15 protein-coding genes are annotated in these 17,834 nt (G+C 67.6%); 6 read left to right on the top strand and 9 right to left on the bottom strand.

Annotation, left to right across the window (positions count from 1 at the left end; all coding sequences use genetic code 11):
• Positions 1-14: 14 nt before the first annotated feature.
• The 3 genes from V6K52_RS18975 to V6K52_RS18965 are packed head-to-tail and all read right to left on the bottom strand — an operon-like array spanning position 15 to position 2,729.
• Positions 15-353 (bottom strand): hypothetical protein, encoded by a 339-nt coding sequence (locus V6K52_RS18975; RefSeq protein ID WP_353951668.1) that lies wholly within the window; start codon positions 351-353, stop codon positions 15-17.
• Complete coding sequence (locus V6K52_RS18970) at positions 346-1,896, bottom strand: radical SAM protein (RefSeq protein ID WP_353953817.1); 1,551 nt, start codon at positions 1,894-1,896, stop codon at positions 346-348. The genes V6K52_RS18975 and V6K52_RS18970 overlap by 8 nt, the downstream gene beginning before the upstream one ends.
• Before the next feature lie 32 nt (positions 1,897-1,928).
• Entirely contained in the window at positions 1,929-2,729 is an 801-nt protein-coding gene (locus tag V6K52_RS18965) for a prolipoprotein diacylglyceryl transferase family protein (protein ID WP_353951667.1), read from the bottom strand.
• Between the two features lie 179 nt (positions 2,730-2,908).
• Between V6K52_RS18965 and V6K52_RS18960 the strand changes: the two genes are divergently transcribed.
• Both V6K52_RS18960 and V6K52_RS18955 read left to right on the top strand, forming a co-directional pair.
• Complete coding sequence (locus V6K52_RS18960; RefSeq protein WP_353951666.1) at positions 2,909-4,933, top strand: phosphocholine-specific phospholipase C; 2,025 nt, start codon at positions 2,909-2,911, stop codon at positions 4,931-4,933.
• A gap of 139 nt (positions 4,934-5,072) precedes the next feature.
• Positions 5,073-7,022 carry an amino acid transporter gene (locus V6K52_RS18955; RefSeq protein WP_353951665.1) on the top strand — a complete coding sequence of 650 codons (1,950 nt, stop codon included), beginning with the start codon at positions 5,073-5,075 and terminating at the stop codon, positions 7,020-7,022.
• A gap of 60 nt (positions 7,023-7,082) precedes the next feature.
• On the opposite strand, the gene V6K52_RS18950 is transcribed toward V6K52_RS18955, so the two are convergent.
• From V6K52_RS18950 to V6K52_RS18925, 6 genes are all read right to left on the bottom strand, one after another.
• Entirely contained in the window at positions 7,083-7,472 is a 390-nt protein-coding gene (locus V6K52_RS18950) for a CARDB domain-containing protein (protein WP_353951664.1), read from the bottom strand.
• Positions 7,469-8,341, bottom strand: a complete 873-nt coding sequence (locus V6K52_RS18945; RefSeq protein WP_353951663.1) for a TIGR02587 family membrane protein — start codon at positions 8,339-8,341, stop codon at positions 7,469-7,471. Before V6K52_RS18945 ends, V6K52_RS18950 begins: the two co-directional genes overlap by 4 nt.
• Positions 8,342-8,376: 35 nt before the next feature.
• On the bottom strand, positions 8,377-11,289 hold the full coding sequence (locus V6K52_RS18940) for an AAA family ATPase (RefSeq protein ID WP_353951662.1): 2,913 nt from the start codon (positions 11,287-11,289) through the stop codon (positions 8,377-8,379).
• A gap of 65 nt (positions 11,290-11,354) precedes the next feature.
• The gene (locus V6K52_RS18935; protein ID WP_353951661.1) at positions 11,355-11,507 is read right to left on the bottom strand and encodes a hypothetical protein; all 153 of its coding nucleotides are present in this window, start codon (positions 11,505-11,507) and stop codon (positions 11,355-11,357) included.
• 223 nt (positions 11,508-11,730) lie between these two features.
• The gene (locus V6K52_RS18930; RefSeq protein WP_353951660.1) at positions 11,731-12,828 is read right to left on the bottom strand and encodes a family 43 glycosylhydrolase; all 1,098 of its coding nucleotides are present in this window, start codon (positions 12,826-12,828) and stop codon (positions 11,731-11,733) included.
• Positions 12,829-12,911: 83 nt separating this feature from the next.
• Positions 12,912-14,582, bottom strand: coding sequence for a DUF222 domain-containing protein (locus V6K52_RS18925; RefSeq protein ID WP_353951659.1), 1,671 nt, complete (start codon positions 14,580-14,582; stop codon positions 12,912-12,914).
• Between the two features lie 168 nt (positions 14,583-14,750).
• Between V6K52_RS18925 and V6K52_RS18920 the strand changes: the two genes are divergently transcribed.
• The 4 genes from V6K52_RS18920 to V6K52_RS18905 all read left to right on the top strand — a co-directional run bounded on the left by V6K52_RS18920 (position 14,751) and on the right by V6K52_RS18905 (position 17,832).
• Positions 14,751-15,302 (top strand): dienelactone hydrolase family protein, encoded by a 552-nt coding sequence (locus tag V6K52_RS18920; protein ID WP_353951658.1) that lies wholly within the window; start codon positions 14,751-14,753, stop codon positions 15,300-15,302.
• A gap of 143 nt (positions 15,303-15,445) precedes the next feature.
• Entirely contained in the window at positions 15,446-16,240 is a 795-nt protein-coding gene (locus tag V6K52_RS18915) for a hypothetical protein (RefSeq protein ID WP_353951657.1), read from the top strand.
• A gap of 11 nt (positions 16,241-16,251) precedes the next feature.
• Positions 16,252-17,031: a class F sortase gene (locus V6K52_RS18910; protein WP_353951656.1), complete on the top strand. Its 780-nt coding sequence runs from the start codon at positions 16,252-16,254 to the stop codon at positions 17,029-17,031.
• 219 nt (positions 17,032-17,250) lie between these two features.
• Complete coding sequence (locus tag V6K52_RS18905) at positions 17,251-17,832, top strand: NAD(P)H-dependent oxidoreductase (RefSeq protein WP_353951655.1); 582 nt, start codon at positions 17,251-17,253, stop codon at positions 17,830-17,832.
• Positions 17,833-17,834 lie beyond the last annotated feature (2 nt).

Here is a 17,834-nt window from a genome sequence, read left to right as displayed (position 1 = left end):
GTCGAGGGTGACAGTCACCAGAACCTCCACGGGCCGAAACCGACGACCAGGGCGGCGACCCCGAGGACGACGAGCAGGCCGAGGTAGGCGAGGACGAGACGGGTGTCGCCCAACAGGCACTTCGAGGTGAGGAGCCCTGCGCGCCGTGCCTTCGCGTAGCCGATGACGCCGAGGCCGGCGAAGAACACGAGCGCGATGGGACCGAGCAACCAGCCGAGCAGGGCGATCGTCGCAAAGATGCACAGCCGCAATGGGTCAAACACTTCTGGCTCGGTGGCTGTGGCCGCGTTCGAGATCGACGCGGTCGAGTCGGTGGGGACGATGCGCGGGTCAGTCAGGTGCGGTTCAGCCATGGAGGCCTCCCGTCGCCGTGGAGATGCGGGTGCGCGACAGGGGTGCCCACGCCTGGACGGCGCAGAACGGCGCGCACTGGTGGGCGTTGGTCTCGGCGTTGACGGTGGCGACGTGCACACAGCACTGGGTGAGCCGCTCCTCGATCATCGTGTTCATGTCCATGAAGGGCTTGACCGTCACCCGAAGAACCCGCTCCCCGAGCATCGCCCGCAGCCGCTCGTGCTGACCGGCCAGTCGCGACGACGCCAACGTGGCGAGGGTGCCGATGCCGATGTCGCAGTGGGTGCAGATGTCCTTCCAGATGGACGTCATCGAAGGGTGCGAGAGGGAGGACTGCTCGCTCAGGAGGTCGAGGAGGGAGCCCTTGACGATCGCCTTCATCGCCTGGGGGATCGAGTCGTCGGCGATGCGGTTGGCGAGCAGGTCGGGCTCGAGGTCGAGCCACTCCTTGAGCCGGTCGTGCCCGATGAGACTCGTCAGTGAGTTCCACGATCCGGAATCGTCCTTGAGCAGGTAGCCGACCGAGCAGCAGTGCGGGTGGCTGCAGGGCAGGGCGGTGAGATCGCGCCACGTCACCTGGCCGGCCGTCTGTGCTTCGAGCCGCGCGAGCACGCCGGTGTGGGTGAGGCGGTTGAGTGGGTCCAGGCCACTGCTGCGCCCGCTGCCGAAGACGGGCTGGATCGTCACCCCGCCGACGTAGGGGGTGTCGAGAGCGCGTTTGATGACGTAGCCGATCTCGTCATCATTGACGCCGAGTGCGGTCGTCATGGTCAACGTGGTGAAAACCCCTGCGGCAGAAAGCCTTTCAATAGCCCGCTCCTTGAACCGCCGGATGTCCGCACCTCGGTGGAAGGTCGAGGCCTCCGCCGACTCCCCGTCGTACTGGAGATAGACCTCGACCCGCTCACGGTGGCGGCGCAGGAGCGCGATCAGCTCGTCATCCTGCGCGACCCGAAGCCCGTTGGTGTTGATGAGGATGCGCACGATGGGCCGTGCGATGACCGCCTCGAGCAGCTCGGCGAGTTGCGGATAGAGGGTCGGCTCGCCACCGGACAGCATGAGCACGTCGAGCCGGCCGTTCTCGCGGGAGAGTCGGGTGTCGATCGACGCGAGCACCTGCTCGAGTGGCGCCACGCTGGACAGGGCAGGCGACGACTCCGCAAAACAGGTCGGACACTTGAGGTTGCAGTGGTCGAGCAGGTCCTCCAACAGGATGCAGGTGTGCTGGGTCTGCATCTGCGGCAGCCCGTCCTCATAGGCGCTCGGCACCGGCTTGAAGTTGCCGGTCGTGTCGGGCTGGTGAACCTTCGTCGGCGCCGTCCACTGCTCGAGGTAGGTCAGGATCTCGGGCGACTCGTCATAGAGCGTGCGGACCAATCCGTGATCGGGACAACCTCGCTCGAGCCAGACCCGGTCGTTGCGCACGACGAGCCAACCGCTCAGCCGGCGCACGTCAGCGAGCGGCCGGTCGGGCTGTTCCTCGTGACACAACGGGCAGAACGCGTTGACGTAGCGGTGCACGCGAGAGTCACGCAACGGCATACCTGCTCCTCGTGCGGCGCTCCCTGCAGCACTCACGAAGTCACCTCCACGGGTTGGGTCTCTCGGGACTCGTTGGATGGGTCCTTCACGCGATAGGCGCCGGTGCGCCACTGCCACGCGATCCGCGCAAGGACGAGCGGCACAGTCACCGCAAGGAAGAGCTGCGGGCGGGTGAGACCCATCCACGCCACCTCGTTGCCGCGCACGAACTCAACGACAAAACGAAAGGCGCCGTATGCCGCCACGTACCACACGAACGTCTCTCCCGACGGGAGATCGCGGCGCCGCAGCCAGAACCACAGGACCGCGAACGCTGCGAGGTGGAACACGATCTCGTAGACGAAGGACGGGTGCAGCGGCACGCCTGCGACGCTCTGGGTGGCGGCCGCCCCAGTCGGATCGAGCGTGATCCCCCACCCGCCACCTGTCGCAGTGCCTGGCTTCTCGGTGAGCAGGCAGCCGATCCGGCCCACGGCCATACCGAGGGCCACGGCGGGGGCAAAGAGGTCGCCGGTGCGCAGCCGGTAGCCGGTCAGCCGCTTGGCGACGTGGACGCCCAGCCAGGCACCGACCAGCCCACCGAGGATGGAGCGGTTGCCATGGAGCCACTGCTCAGCCAGTGACGCGTTGTCGCGAAGGTCAAGGTGCTGCAACCACGTGCCCATGCGCATGAAGAGAGCGCCACCGAGCACCGCCCCCAACACGACGTGGAGGAGCCGTTCGTCCGTGTGCCCCCTGCGGCGAGCCTCGAGGAAGAACACCCCAGCGGCCACGGAGACACCCAGTGCCACGAACAGCTCGTGGGTCGGGATCGGCCCGAGGTGTGGGATCACGTGCTCACCCTCTCACTGCAGACCGCGCGCCGCCCGGCGTTCGATGGGCGCTCGAGGGTGTTCGTCGTTCGGGCCGCACGATCTGTTCTCCCGCTCGTCACCTTGACCGTGCGCGGCGTTCGCCCGGGCAGGGGAAGTTGGTCGCCAGCTCATCCCTGACGACTCGAGGAGAACCGAAGTTGGTCAACATCGACCGCCGCCGATTCCTGCAGCTCACCGGTGGGGCCGCTGCCCTGACGATGCTCGACCAGAGCATCGCCCGCGCCGCGAGCATCCCCGCGAACCGCGCCACCGGCTCCCTCAAGGACGTCGAGCACATCGTCGTCCTCATGCAGGAGAACCGGAGCTTCGAGCACTACCTCGGCACGCTGCGTGGCGTCCGCGGCTTCGGTGACCCGCACCCGGCGATGCTTCCGAGCGGCAAGAACGTCTGGCACCAGAGCGACGGTGTGCGCGACATCCTCCCCTTCCACCCGAAGGTCGACGACCTCGGCGCGGCCTTCCTCGAGGGCCTGCCGCACAGCTGGACCGACGGCCAGGAGGCCGTCAACAAGGGCCACTACAACCAGTGGGTCCCGGCCAAGGGCACGACGACGATGGCCTACCTCGAGCGCGAGGACGCCGCGTTCCACTTCGCGCTCGCCGACGCGTTCACGGTCTGCGACGCCTACTTCTGCTCGTTCATCGGCAACACCGACCCCAACCGCTACTACCTGTGGAGCGGCTGGACGGGCAATGACGGCAAGGGTGGCGGCCCGGTCCTCTACAACGACGAGCTCGGCTACGACTGGAAGACCTACCCGGAGCGCCTCGAGCAGGCCGGGGTGAGCTGGAAGATCTATCAGGACGAGGGCACGGGCCTCGACGCCGCGGGTTCGTGGGGCTGGACCTCTGACGCCTACATCGGCAACTACGGCGACAACTCGTTGCTCTACTTCAACTCCTACCGCGAAGCCCAGCCGGGGGACTACCACTACGAGAAGGCCCGTCGCGGCACGAAGGCCCGCGACGGCGAGAGCTACTTCGCCCAGCTCCAGGCTGACGTCACCGCCGACACGCTCCCGTCGATCTCCTGGATCGCTGCCCCTGAGGCGTTCTCCGAGCACTCGAACTGGCCGACCAACTACGGCGCCTGGTACATCTCGCAGGTCCTCGACGCGCTCACCTCGAACCCTGAGGTGTGGAGCAAGACGGCGCTGGTCATCACCTACGACGAGAACGACGGCTTCTTCGACCACGTCGTCCCGCCGCACGCCAACAACCCACAGATCCCGGGTGACTCGACCGTCCCGACCGACCACGAGTACTACGAGGGCAAGCACGGCAACGGCGCCTATGGCCTGGCCCCGCGGGTGCCGACCTTCGTCGTCTCACCGTGGAGCACCGGCGGCTGGGTCTGCTCCGAGGTCTTCGACCACACCTCCGTCATCCGTCTCATGGAGGCCCGGTTCGGCGTCGAGGAGCCCAACATCACGCCGTGGCGTCGCGCCGTCTGTGGCGACCTCACGTCGGCCTTTGACTTCTCCAAGACCGCCGCTCAGGTCCCGGAGCTGCCGAGCACGTCGGCCTGGGCGCCCAAGGACAAGCTGCGTCACCCCGACTACAAGCCGGTGCCGCCGGGCCGCGGCGAGATGCCGACGCAGGAGGAGGGGACGCGACCCTCCCGGGCCATCGACTACCGACTTGAGGTCGTGGAGTCCACCGTTCCCGGTCGCGTGGGTATCACTGTCACGAACCGGGGCTCGCTCGGTGCCCACCTCCAGGCCCGGCTCATCGCCCCCGCCGGCAGCCCGCACAGCTACACGGTCGGCTCGGGCGATCGCCTGTCGGCGCGGTGGCCGGTCACGGGGGACTACGACATCCAGATCCACGGGCCGCACGGCTTCTTCCGCCGGTATGCCGGTCGGGCCGACCGCGCGGACGTCACCGCCCGCTTCTCCGCCCAGGCGTCGAACGGCACGGTGCGCCTCGACATCGACGCGCCTCGCGGTGTCGAGCTCGTCGTCACTGACGCGTATGCCGGTGACGCACCGGTCAAGGGCGGGCGCGGCAAGGGCAAGGGCCACGTCTCGATCGACACGGCGGCGGCGGGTGGGTGGTACGACGTCACGGTGCGCGCTGTGGGCACGACGTGGTCACGCACCTTCGCGGGACACCTCACGGACGGCAAGCCCTCGGTCAGCGACCCAGCCCTGGGAGCCTGACCCGCCCCTGGAGCCCACCCCCGTGCGGGACGGGACCACACGGCATACCCCAACGCCTTTCGGCCGCGAAGAAGACGGGCCGTCAAGGATGCGTCAAGACGCCCGAAGGGCCTTCCCTGCAGTCCTACCGTGGTGCATCGTGACGACCTCTCTGCCGCCAGGACCGCTCAAGAAGTGGTTGCTCGATGTCGAGGAGGCCGACCCGGGCGGCTACTACGAAGGTGAGCGCGAGGCAGAAGCCAAGAAGCACGTCCAGCCCTGGTGGCGGGTCATGTGCCTCACCGGCGTCGACTACTTCTCGACCTTGGGATATCAGCCCGGCATCGCGGCGCTCGCGGCCGGAGCGCTCGCACCTGTCGCAACCCTGGTGCTCGTGCTCGTGACGCTTTTCGCCGCGCTGCCGATGTATCGACGGGTGGCCGCTGAGAGTCCACACGGGGACGGCAGCCTGTCGATGCTGCAGCGGCTCCTGTCCTACTGGCCGAGCAAGCTCCTTGTCCTGTCGCTGCTCGGCTTCGTCGCAACCGGCTTCATCGTCACGATCACGCTGTCCAGTGCGGATGCCACCGCGCACCTTGTGGAGAACCCGTTCCTCAAGGACGCGCTCCACGGCCAGGAGGTGGTGATCACCCTCATCCTCATCGCCCTGCTGGCCGCCGTGTTCCTCAAGGGCTTCAGCGAAGCGATCGGCGTGGCTGTCGTCCTCGTCATCGCCTATCTGGGGTTGAGCTCCGTGGTCCTCGTCCGAGGGATCCTCGAGGTCGTCGCGCACCCGACCGTCATCGGGGACTGGACCGACAACATGACGGCGACGCACTCGATGCCGTTCGGCATCATCGCCGCCTCGCTGCTCGTCTTCCCGGCGCTCGCGCTCGGCCTGTCCGGTTTCGAGACGGGTGTCGTCGTCATGCCATTGGTCAAGGGTGACCCGAGCGACACCCACGATGCGCCGATCGGTCGGATCCGGAACACCAAGAAGCTCCTCACCTCAGCCGCCCTCATCATGAGCGTCCTGCTCGTCGGATCGTCCCTGGTGACAACGATGCTCATTGAGGAAGAGGCATTCCAGCCAGGCGGTGAGGCCAACGGCCGTGCCCTGGCCTTCCTCGCGCACGAACTGTTCGGCGATGGGTTCGGCACGGCCTACGACATCGCGACGATCGGCATCCTGTGGTTCGCCGGAGCGAGCGCCATGGCTGGGCTGCTCAACATCGTGCCTCGATACCTGCCCAAGTACGGAATGGCACCGGACTGGGCGAAGTCGACCCGGCCGCTCGTCCTTGTCCTGTCCCTCATCGCCGCCATCGTGACCATTGCGTTCAAGGCCGACGTCGACGGGCAGGCCGGCGCCTACGCCACGGGTGTCCTTGCCCTGATGACGTCAGCGGCCATCGCCGTGTTCCTCACTGAGCTCCGGCGGGGGCACCGGCGTGCTGCGGCCTTCTTCGCGGTCGTGAGCGCAATCTTCGTCTACACGTTCGTCGTGACGATCCTCGAACGTCCAGAGGGCTTGGTCATCGCGCTCTTGTTCATCGTCATGATCCTCATCGTCTCGGTCGCCTCCCGGATCTCGCGCAGCACCGAGCTGCGGGTGCGCGACGTCGTCTATGACGAGGGCGCGACCGCCCTGCTCGACCGGACCTCTGATGGGCGCAACCCCCTCCGGTTCATCGCCAACAAGCTGCAGGCCGGCGACGACTCCGAGTACGACGACAAGAGCCTCGAGGTCCGCGTCGACAACCACCTCAAGGGATGGCAGAAGGCGCTGTTCATCGAGGTCGAGATCACCGATGCCAGTGACTTCGACTCACCCGTGTCGGTGCGCTCCGTCAAGGTTGGGCAGCACGAGATCCTGCGCGCCACCGGCACCTCCGTGCCCAACGTCCTCGCGGCCGTGTTCCTCGATATCCGCGACCGCTCCGGCATCCCGCCCCACGGCTACTTCGAGTGGAGCGATCGGGCGCCCGGGGCCAACGTGCTGCGCTTCCTCCTTGCCGGTGAGGGCGACGTGCCGCCGCTCACCCACGAGATCCTGCGCCGGGCCGAGCCGGACGAGGCCCGACGCCCCAAGGTCCACGTCGGCGGCTGAATCCTCGGTGGGGTCTGCGCTTGAGCCTCTGGAAGACATCGAGATGACGTGGATGGTGAGTCACGGGACAGTGAATCCCGTGATGTCCACCGTGAGCTCCCCCTCGGTGACGGGGTCGTCGAGGATGAACACGAGCTGTGCCTTCTCGCCGCCGGCGAGGAAGTCGATGACCTGGTCGGCCTCGCTGGCCTTTCCGTCGACGACGAACTCCATGCTGACCTGCACGTTGGCCGCGGTCTCGTCGCCCGCGTTGCTGACCTCGACGTCGACGTGGTGCTGCTCGCCCACGGTGGTGACCGATCCGATGCTCGCTCGTGGCGCGGCCGGTGCGTGCGTCCCGACCAGTTGGCTGAGGACGAGCGCAACGACCACCGCGAGAATGAGGCACGACCCGACGAAGGTCGTCCACTCGGCCGAGGTCCGGCCCGTCTGGTTCTGTGACCTGCTCATATCGCCAGCCTTCCGGCCGCGCCGCCGATTGCTGCGGGAAAGCCGAGGACCACGGTTCGCGCGAGGAGGTCCGGCCATGGTTGGAGGTCGTGCTGGAAGATCCAGAGCAGGACGAAGGCGGTCGCCAGTGCAATCAGGTAGCAGACGACCGTCTCGGTGATCGGGTGCTGGAAGGGTCCCTCGTGCCCGTGGCGCTGGTCCTGTCTGGAGAACCCGGCGACGAAGACGATGGCGTAGGTGGTGAGCAGCGAGGCCGCCATCATGGCCAGGAGCCACATCGGCGTCATGGCACTGGCGACCATCGGCACCTCGTCCGTCGGGGCGATGCTCAGCGAGACGAACACCGCTCCGACGGTCGTGGCGCCCAGGTCGGCCAGCGTCGCGCTGGCCCCCCTGGGCTTCTCGGTGGATGACCGGCCCCCGCTCAGCAGGTGGCGAGCGACGCCGATCCCCAGGCAGAAGGGCAGCGCCTCATAGAGCACCTTGCCCAGCCCAGCCCCCAAGGGAGTATCGGTCGTGAGCTCCCGGAGGAGCACCAGGACCGCAGCAGTGACGGCGAGGGCGACCGCCACGGCTTCGACCGTGTCGTAGCCCGCATCACGCCAGCGCACGTCGCGGGTGGCCCGGAAACCCTCGGTCTTGCTCATGACGAAGACCGGCACGAACAACAGAGCCGCGAGCCCCAGCAGCACCCACGGCGGAGTCTGTGTCCCTGCCCACCACACCTCCATGGTGTAGAGCAGAGGGACCCCGAAGAGCAGCCCACCCGACGCAGCCCTGACCAGGTCCACGACCTCGGCTCGCCAGGGGTGTTCCTCCCGTTGGAGGGCCGCGCCGCTGCCCGGCGTCATGTCGGGACTCCGCGCCATCGCGTCATTCCTGGACCATACCGAGAGAGCACGGTTCAGGGGACGAGGCCACGGTCCCTTGCGATGGCGGCGGCCTCGGTGCGTGAGGCGGCGCCGAGCTTCGCGAGGATCCGCGAGACGTGGACGCTCGCAGTCTTGGTCGAGATGAACAGCCGCTTGCCGACCTGACCGTTGCTCAGCCCTCGCGCGACGAGTTCGAGGACCTCCTGCTCGCGCGGCGTCAACGTGTCGGAAGAGCTGCCGCTGGACGGGGATGGCGCTGCAAGATCGTCCAGCTCGGCCAGGAGTGGGGTCGCGCCCAGACGCACTGCCACCTCGCGTGCCAGATCCGCCTCGCGCCGCGAACCCGCAGAGTCGCCGGCAGCCTTGAGTGCCGCTGCCAACCTGGCCCGCGACCGCGCCGTCTCATAGACGTGGCCATAGCGTGCGAACGCGGCCACTGACTCCTGCCAGGCCCCGACCATCGACTCGGTGGTCGGTGGTTGACCCTGGCCCGCGCGCCACTGCAACCGGAGCAGCTCGGCATTTAACCGGAGGTTCCAGGCCCAGGTCTCGGTGTTGGTCTCCGCGATCTCCTCGGTCGTCGGCTCGCGCACCCCACGTTGGGGCACGGTGACGATGCTGCGGACCTTGTCGGCCATCGACTCGAGGTCGGAGGTCGCGCGACGGAGCAGAGTGTCATCGAGTGTCGGGGCATGTGTCGCGGTCTGGCCGGCAACGAGTGCGGCGAGGCGGACGATGGCGTGGAAGCGACCCCAGGTCCGCTCGAGGTCGGAGGTCGCGTCCTCGGCGATGTCGAGCGCGCGGGCAAGGTCCCCGTTGTGGCCGTAGTGCTCCACGGCGGGCATGACGAGTTGCACGATCCCGAATCCGTCGACGTGCCACCAATTGCGCACGGACGAGATCTCGTCCTCGTCGATGACCTCACCGCGACCGGCCCGGACATTCATCAGTGCTGACGCGAAGAACGAATCGACGGGCTGGGGCGGGGGAGCATCGCTCACGCGGAGCCGTCGCTCCGCGCCGTCCCAGTCGCCGATCTCGTATGCCGTGAGCCCACCAATGAGTCTCGCCTCCATGCCGAACGGCGCCCAGTCGATGTGCAGTTCACGGGCCAGGGCGGCGGCTCGGTCATAGGACTCGAGCGCCCGCGCGAGGCGACCGCGACGGTGGTGCATCGTGGCGGCCTGGTGATGAATGCGAATCCGGAGCGGGTCGGGGCGGTCGCCGAGGTCGGCGAGCATTCCGTCGATGTGGCGCTCCAGAGCGTCGAGGTCGTCGTGGATCTCGATGACCCGCGACATGACGGCACGGACCTCGGTGAGCGCATTGGGCAGGTCGAGGCGCTCGGCCAGGGCGATGGCCTGCTCACCGAGGTCGGAGGCCTCGTCGTAGCGACGGGAGTCGACGAGCTGTTGGATGTGCGCGGTGAGGACGAAGAGCCGCTCAGGGCTGTCGCCGTCGGGCACGAGTGCCATCGCCTCGGTGGTCATGTCGGGACCGCTGTCGGCAAAGGTGAGGTCGATGAGGCGGACCCTGGTGGCGCACGTGGCGAGCAGGCGAGCCCTCATCGCGGGAGACTGGTCGACACCGGGATGCTCGATGCGGTCACGCAGCAAGTGCACCGAACGGACGACGTCGCCAGCCGTCAGCGCCGCGTCGGACGCCTCGAGGCTCACCACGTCACGTTCTTCGGCATCTTCGGGCAGCCAGCCGAGCGCGTCCTCGAGGTGCTGCAGGGCATTGACCGGACCACCGACAAGCAGGTCGGCGCGGGCAGCATCGCGGGCCGCGGACACTGCGGTGGTGAGGTCGCCCGAGGCCGCGGCGTGACGAGCCAGCTCCGACGCTGGGCCGAGCGCTGGATCGGAAGCCAGCGCACCGGCATACGCACGGTGTAGTCGCATCCGTTGTCCCGGAAGCAGATCGGCGGTTGTGGTCTCCGCGAGGAGTGCGTGCCGGAACGTGTAGGCCGGTGGCCATTGGGCCTCGATGACGTGGCGCTCGATGGCTTCGGCGACCGCCACCTCGAGCTGCTCCTCGGTGAGGTCCACGAGGCGCAGCAGCAGGTCGTGGCTGATGGTGCGCCCGCCGATGGCCATGGTGCGGACGACGTGCTGGGCTGGCTCGGTCAGCTGGTCGATGCGTGCCCAGAGGACACGACTGAGACCACCCGTCACGGGTTGACCCGCCACGGTGCTGGCGGCGAGCTGTTCGGCGAAGAACGGGTTCCCCTCGGCGCGGCGCGCGATCTCGCCGATGGTCCGGTCCTGCATGTCGTTGGTTTCGGTAGCGGTGACAATCGCGCGAATCGCACTGTCTTCCAACGGTTTCAGGTCGTGGTGCTCGACACCGGCGATGCGCGCCCAGACAGCGAGGGTCTCGTGCAATGGGTGACGGCGGTGGAGGTCGTCCGAGCGGTAGGTGACCACGAGCGCGACGGGCGAAGCGAAGCCCCGCGTCAGCAGCAACGTCATGAGGTCGCGTGACGACGGGTCGGCCCAGTGGGCGTCCTCGATGACGACGAGCAGCGGGGCGATCTCGCCGACGGCGGTCAGCAGGGCGTGGACGCTCTCGGCGACCTGGCCGGGCGAGTGGGTCGAGGTCGCAGCGTCGCGACGACCGGGCAGGAGGACGGCGAGGGCCGGTCGCGTCGTGATGATCTGTTCGACGGCTTCGGGTGCGAGGAGCTCGAGTCGGGTGAGGAGCTCGGTGAAGGGGAGGTAGGCGACGCCGCTGCCGGACTGGCCGACGCAGTGTCCCCAGGCGACGTTCCAGTTCGCCGCTTCGGCGTCGGCGCTGACCCGGGCGAGCAGGCTCGACTTGCCGATTCCGGCGTCTCCGGACATCACGACACCGACCCCTTGGGGATCGTCGAGTCCGATGATCTCGGCGATCCGGGAGAGGTCGGCGTCGCGTCCGACGAGCTCGCGGGCGGGGAAGGTCATGAGTCGAAGTATCGACGACGGGGGACCTTCCTGCGGCGCGAGGGCCACTTCGGTGGACACCCGATTCAGCGGGCGTTGCGTGCGGCCTGGAGGTGCGCCCGGACCCGGCGAATCACGTGCAGCGAGGATCCGGGGCGCTCGTGCGTGTCGGTGAACTGCCCGTAGCGAGCCTCCATCTCGGCCTTGACTGACTCTGGCGTGAAGAACGACGTGTTCATGACTGGCCTTCCGACTGGTGCTGTGGATGTCGGCTTGTGCTGACAGGTCAACAGTCGTCGGGTGAGGTAGGCGCCCACATCGGTCAGGTGCCGTATTTCGTGCGTGGCAGCTACCTCAGACGGGCACCGTTGCCTACCTCAGGCACACGTATGCCGTCCGCCAACCTGGTTTGGGTGGGCGGACGGCATACGCGGCTGGTTTCTCCGGGCACTGCCCGGTGGGTCAGCGCAGCGAGAACTGATCGCCTCTGCGATCCAGCGTCCCCGTGTAGGCCAGTCGGCCTTCTTCGATCACGTTCGGTGTCTCGTCGTGGTGGCTGTGGAAGGCGATGCGGAGCTCCTCGATGACCTCGCCGCCCTCGGTGACCTCGTCCTCGATGACCTCGGCCCCGCCCGGCCCGAACAGACCCTCCGCCTCATCGTCGCGGCCAAGGCCTTCAACCCACTTCCCAGTCGAGTGCTTCACACCCAGGATCGAGGCTGCGGACCACGACTGAGTCGAATACTCCAAAGTCTCGTATCCGTACCTCGACACGAACAGGTGGGTACGCTGCCCGGCGCGCAGGATGTCGGGCGCTTCAGCATTGATGCCCTCGGTTTGGTCTTCGCTCAGCAGTGTGATCGCAGGGCCCTTGAAGGTCCTGCTGGGAGTGTTGATCGGCCGAGCCAGGATCGAGAAGCGCCGGGCGCCCTCGTTGTCTCCCAGCTTGTAGACCAGGTACCTGACTCCACCCTCGGTGTAGATGGACGGGTCGAGAACTTCGCCGTAGCCCGCAGGCGGACACAACAGCGGCTCTTTGCGCGGCTTGAACGGCCCTGTTGGAGATTGGGAGGTAGCAACACCGATGCAGTGCTTTTCGTCGCTGGTGCGTCGACCGTTGAAGAGCATTGTGTAGGTGAAGTCGCCCGGGAGGTCTCCGCGTGGCCGTCGCGTGACGTGTGGCGCCCATAGGTCAGACCTCGAGCGTGATACCCATTTCGGGTGCGCCGTCATCGACGATGTGGGAGCCCCGTAGCCGCCGACGGCGCTGGCGCTGCTGATGACAGGGAACCCCTTGCCGGTGGCGTAGAGGAAGTATCGCGGCGTCTGAGCCGTGGTGAGGTCGAATCGTGCGAAGGCGGGGTCCGCGAACTTTGGGGATGCGGCGACCTTCGCGCTTCTCACGGTGTCCGGGGCCAGAGCGGTGCCAGCGTCGGCGGCGCTCGTGGTGCCTGGCGCGTTCGTGTCCGGAGCTGCTTGGGCCGCGCTGGCCGTAGCGAGGGCGCTCGCTGCCGTGATCACCGCCACCGTGGCGATTGTGCGCTTGCGTATGACATTCATGGGTTCCCCTGACGTAGCCGGACGTGCTGACCTGTGGATCATTTCGGGAGCCACTGCGGATCCGCTGCGAATGCGCCGCCTGCTCAGAAGGGGATGGTTTCCGGTGGTCGGGGTGGGAAGTCGATGAGGAGCTGGTCCCAGGGGCCGGCGCCGTGTTCGAGGGTGGTGTCGAGGTCGATGCGTGCTGGGGGTCCGCCGTAGGTGTTGCCGTCGATGTCGAAGCTGATGGGGTAGGCGCGGGGTTGGGCTTGGTCGGGGCCGCCGAGGAGTTCGATGAGTTCTTCTTCGAAGGTGGAGGGGATCTCGGTGGGGTTTGTGTTGGTGCGGGCGTAGGCGGTGGGGTCGCGGTGGGTGTGGCCGGCGGTGATGAGGTGGAGGTGGTCCACGGGCCAGGTGGTTTGTGGCAGCCCGGTGGGGTCGGTCCAGGTGGTGGTGGCGTCGGGGTGCAGTTTCACGGTCCAACCCTCGCGTTGTTTGATCCGGTGGTGGCGCCGGCACAGACACATGAGATTTGTCGGGGTGGTGAGTCCGGTCGGCCAGGGTTGGACGTGGTCGAGGTCGCACTGCCGTGCGGGGGTGGCGCAGCCGGGGAAGCGGCAGGATCCGTCGCGCAGTCGGATGAGTCGGGCCATGGGGTCGGGCACCCGGTAGGACTGGCTGAAGTCGACGGGGGTGGCCTTCGCGAAGGAGGGCTTGGCGTGGTTTTTGGCTCGTTCTCGGGCGCGGTGGGCCCTGCGGGCGCGGGCCTGGTCGCGTGCGAATGCGGCGGGGACGTCACCGTGTATGAGGGCACCGGTGTCGCTGTCGCAGGTCAGTTCACGGTCGGGGTCGGAGGTGCCGGTCTTGTCGAGCCAGTCGCGGCGCACGAACGTCGTGCCCGGCGCACCCAGCCCGCCGACCTCAACCAGATCCTCCACCGCGCCGGTCGTCGCGGGTGCGGCCGCGGCCGCAGCCGTCGGGGGTGCCGTGGCGGCGCGGGTGGCGTGGATGACGACCTTGACATCGGAGTGTTCGAGGATGAGTTCCATCATCGCGTCGGCCCGGGCCAGCTCAAGAGTGTCGGCGTTGCCGTCACGCACGAGTTGGCGGGCGCGTTCGGTGACGGCGGCCCACGCACCGCGGGCCTGTTCGACCCGGAAGTCGCCACGCCAGTGGTCGGTGCCATGCACCCCGGTGCGGCGGGTCAACCCGCGGCGGGCACGCTCGTCCTCGGCGTGGGCGGTCACAGCATCCGGGTCGACCTGGGCGGCGGTGCGCGCCAACAGCTGCCGCAACGGCCCGACCGTCAACTGGCCCCACACGTCCTTGACCCGGTCCACGACCTCGGCCGCGGACTGCGGCGACAGGAACTCGGTCTCCTCCGTGACGGTGCGGGCCCGCTGCTCATCCAGGTCACCACTGGCCATCGCATCCACCACGGCCGGGGTGCGGGTCAGCTGACGGATCGCATCCATGATCCGGTTCGTCGCCACATGCACCGACACCCCCAACCGGGGTGCCGCCAACTCGGGACCATCCAGTCGTTGGTACCCCAACCCGTGATCCACCTCGACGCTCGTGCCGTCCTCCTGCACGTGGCAATCGCGCGCGGACAGGTGCGCCAACGCCACCGCCTGCCGAGCCGACGCCGCATCCTTCTCACGCTGCGCCAGCTCGATGACGTCCAGGAGCTCCTCGGGACCCAACCCGGCAGCGGAAGCGCGCAACGCGGCATACCGGCCCTCAAGGGCGGCGGTCGCGGCGGTGCTTTCCATGACCCAATAATAGTCGAACAGGAGTTCTAGAGTCAAGGATTTGGGGCTACGCTGTCGGCTGAATTCGCAACTGACACAGGCGAATTCATGCAGGGCGCCGACGACGCAGGCTGTCTCACGTCAAGCCATCAAATGTCCGCGGACAGCACCCTCGGGCAGGATGAACTCATGCCCCAGATCCTGCTGCTGCACTCCGCTCTCGGGTTGCGTCCTGCCGTGCTGGACTTCGCCGAACGACTGCGTGGCTGCGGGCACGCTGTCGAGGCACCCGACTTCTACGAGGGGCACGTTTTCGATGACGAGGTCGCGGGCATCGCCCACAGGGACGCGCACCCGGAGTACTTCGACCACGTCCGCGCTCTCGCCGCAGAGTTGCCATCTGACACCGTGCTTGCGGGCTTCTCGCTCGGTTCGTGGTTCGCGCAACGCCTCGCGGTCGAGCGGCCAGAAGCCGGCGCCGCGATCCTCCTGCATTCCGCGGGAGCACCTCGCGGTGACTGGTCAGGCGTCCCGGTCCAGGTGCACCGCTACGCCGTCGACCCGTGGATCGACCCCACTGCCGTCGCTGCTCTGGGAGTCGCCGTGACGGCGAGCGGAGCAGCCTTCGAGGACCACGTCACCCCCGGGCAGGGGCACCTCTTCACCGACCTCGCCGGGCCCGACGCCGACGCTGCCGCCACCGTCGCAACCCTCGAACGGATCGACGCGTTCCTGCGCTGAGCCAGGCACGCGAGATCGGCGCGATTTCGAAGTTTGGTCATTTCACCTGCACAAAGACCAATCCGTGACCTACGTCGCACCGAACTACTGGCGCAAAAGTGATGGATCGATTCCTCGGTCCCCACCGACGAAGGAGCGCAACGATGCGATTGACCACGAAGACAGCTTTGGCCCTCCCGGGCACCGCACTCATGATTCTGGTTGGTGCCACTGGCGCCAGTGCGGCCGAGAACTACGACATGAAGCTCACCGACACGATGGGCAACAAAAGCGGATCCAGCTCGACCGCTCAGCTCGAGGTCGACGGCGACAGCCTCAAGATCTCGATCAAGGGCGAGGGTTTCACGCCCAACTCACCCCACGCCCAGCACTTCCACGGGTCGTTCACGGAGAGCAAGAAGTTCACCTGTCCCGACTCGTCGTCAGACAAGGACGGCGACGGCCAGGTCAACACCGAAGAGGGTCTGCCGCAGTACGGCGACATCGTCATCTCGCTGACGACCACGGGCGACACCAGCCCCAAGAGCGGTCTGGCTCTGGACCGGATGCCGACGGCAGACGCTGACGGCAACCTGTCCTACAGCCGCACCTTCGACCTGCCCGCCGGTGCCGGTGCCAAGCTCAAGAACCTGCACGTCGTCCAGCACGGTCTGGACGCCAACGGCAACGACAAGTACGACCTCGAGGGCCTGGGCGAGTCCACGTTCGCGAAGTCGCTCGGCGTCAACGGCGTTCCCGAGGAAGGCACCAACCCGGCGACCTGCGGCACCGTCGTCGGCGCATCGACCGGTGAGATGCCCTCTGGTGGCGTCGACACCGGTGAGGGTTCGACCAACGGAGTCGAGGCCGCCGGCACGTTCGGTCTCGCCGGTGCAGCATTCGCCGCTGCTGGCGGAATGCTCATCTACCGTCGTCGTCTCGCCACGGACAAGGTCTGATCGGACCTCCCATGACTGACGACATATCTGGCCGCAGTCGGCGCCTCACGGTGTCGGCTGCGGCCGTCATGGCCTTCGGGCTGCTCGGCATCGGTGCGACGGGTTATGCCCTGTCGCAGCAGTCGGGCGCGCCGCCCAAGGTCGCCGCCGACCAGGGCGGTCACGCCGGCCACGGAGGCTCGCCCACACCCGCGACGCCGTCACCATCGACTTCAACACCGTCGACCTCGGCCTCACCGTCCGGGGCCGCCCAGAATCCTCACGCCGGCCACGGCGGTGCGGCACCCGCGGCGCCTGCGGCACCGGCCGACACGGCATACCAGACACCCAAGGGACCTCTGCTCGAGCGATCGCGACCCACGAAGGTGATCCTCCCGGGTCTCGGCGTGAGTGCCCCGATCATCGACCTGAAGCTCAAGTCCGACAAGCGGATGGAGGTGCCGGAGACCGGCACCGACGCGGGCTGGTTCACCAGCAGCCCCACCCCGGGTGAGCTCGGGCCGGCCATCATCGCGGCCCACGTGACGAAGAAGAGCAAGCCCGCGGTCTTCTTCAAGCTCAGCGGGATGCGCAAGGGAGACAAGATCCAGGTGGCCCGCGAGGACGGCACGACGGCAACGTTCGGCGTGACCAGCATCGGGCAGTATCCGAAGGCGAAGTTCCCCTCCGAGGAGGTCTACGGCTCCGTCAACCGTGCCTCGCTGCGCCTCATCACCTGCGGTGGAGTGCTCGATGGCGACACCGGCAGCCACGTCGACAACGTCGTCGTCTATGCCGACCTGATCAGCTGAGCGTGACCGTCAGAGCCGAGTGATCGGTCAGGCCGTCGATGTGCGGCTCGTGGACGCTGCCTGCCCCGCCGCGCGGTCCCACTCCTGAACGACCATGGCGTATGCCGTGAGCCACTGCCGCTTCCGCTCTCGTTGCGTCGCCGTGGAGGGTCCGAGACGTTGAGGGTGAGGAGCGACGCCACGCCTGCATCCTCGCGCCTGGCGGTGGAGACTGGGCGCATGGCCACGCCACAGCAGTCCGCGCAGCTGAAGATCGCCGTCATCATCGCCTCCTCGCGACCAGAGCGATCCGGACCCACCGTCGCCGCGTGGGTCATGGAGGGGACCCGCAACCGCAAGGCCGCGACCTATGACCTGGTGGACCTTGCCGAGCAGGACCTGCCCAACCTCGACGAGCCTGAACCGGCGAGCTCGGGCAACTACACGCAGGCCCACACCCGGGCCTGGGCCAAGAAGGTCGCCGGCTACGACGCGTTCGTCTTCGTCACGCCGGAGTACAACCACGGCATTCCCGGCCAGCTCAAGAACGCCCTCGACTTCGTCTACGCCGAGTGGAACGACAAGGTCGCAGGCATCGTCTGCTATGGCAGCAACGGCGGATTCCGCGCCGCCGAGCAGCTCAAGCTCACGCTCAACGAGTTGCAGATCGCCGTGGTCCGCGCCCAGGTCGAGCTGTCGACGTTCGACGACATGGACCCCTCGGGCGCGATGACCCCACGCGACTACCAGCCAGCCAAGCGCAAGACGATGCTCACCGCCGTCGAACGCTGGGCCGGCGCCCTCAGAACGCTGCAAAACTGAGT

The organism is Knoellia sp. S7-12 (assembly GCF_040518285.1).
Taxonomy (GTDB): Bacteria; Actinomycetota; Actinomycetes; order Actinomycetales; family Dermatophilaceae; genus Knoellia.
This window is presented reverse-complemented; position numbering and strand designations above follow the sequence as displayed.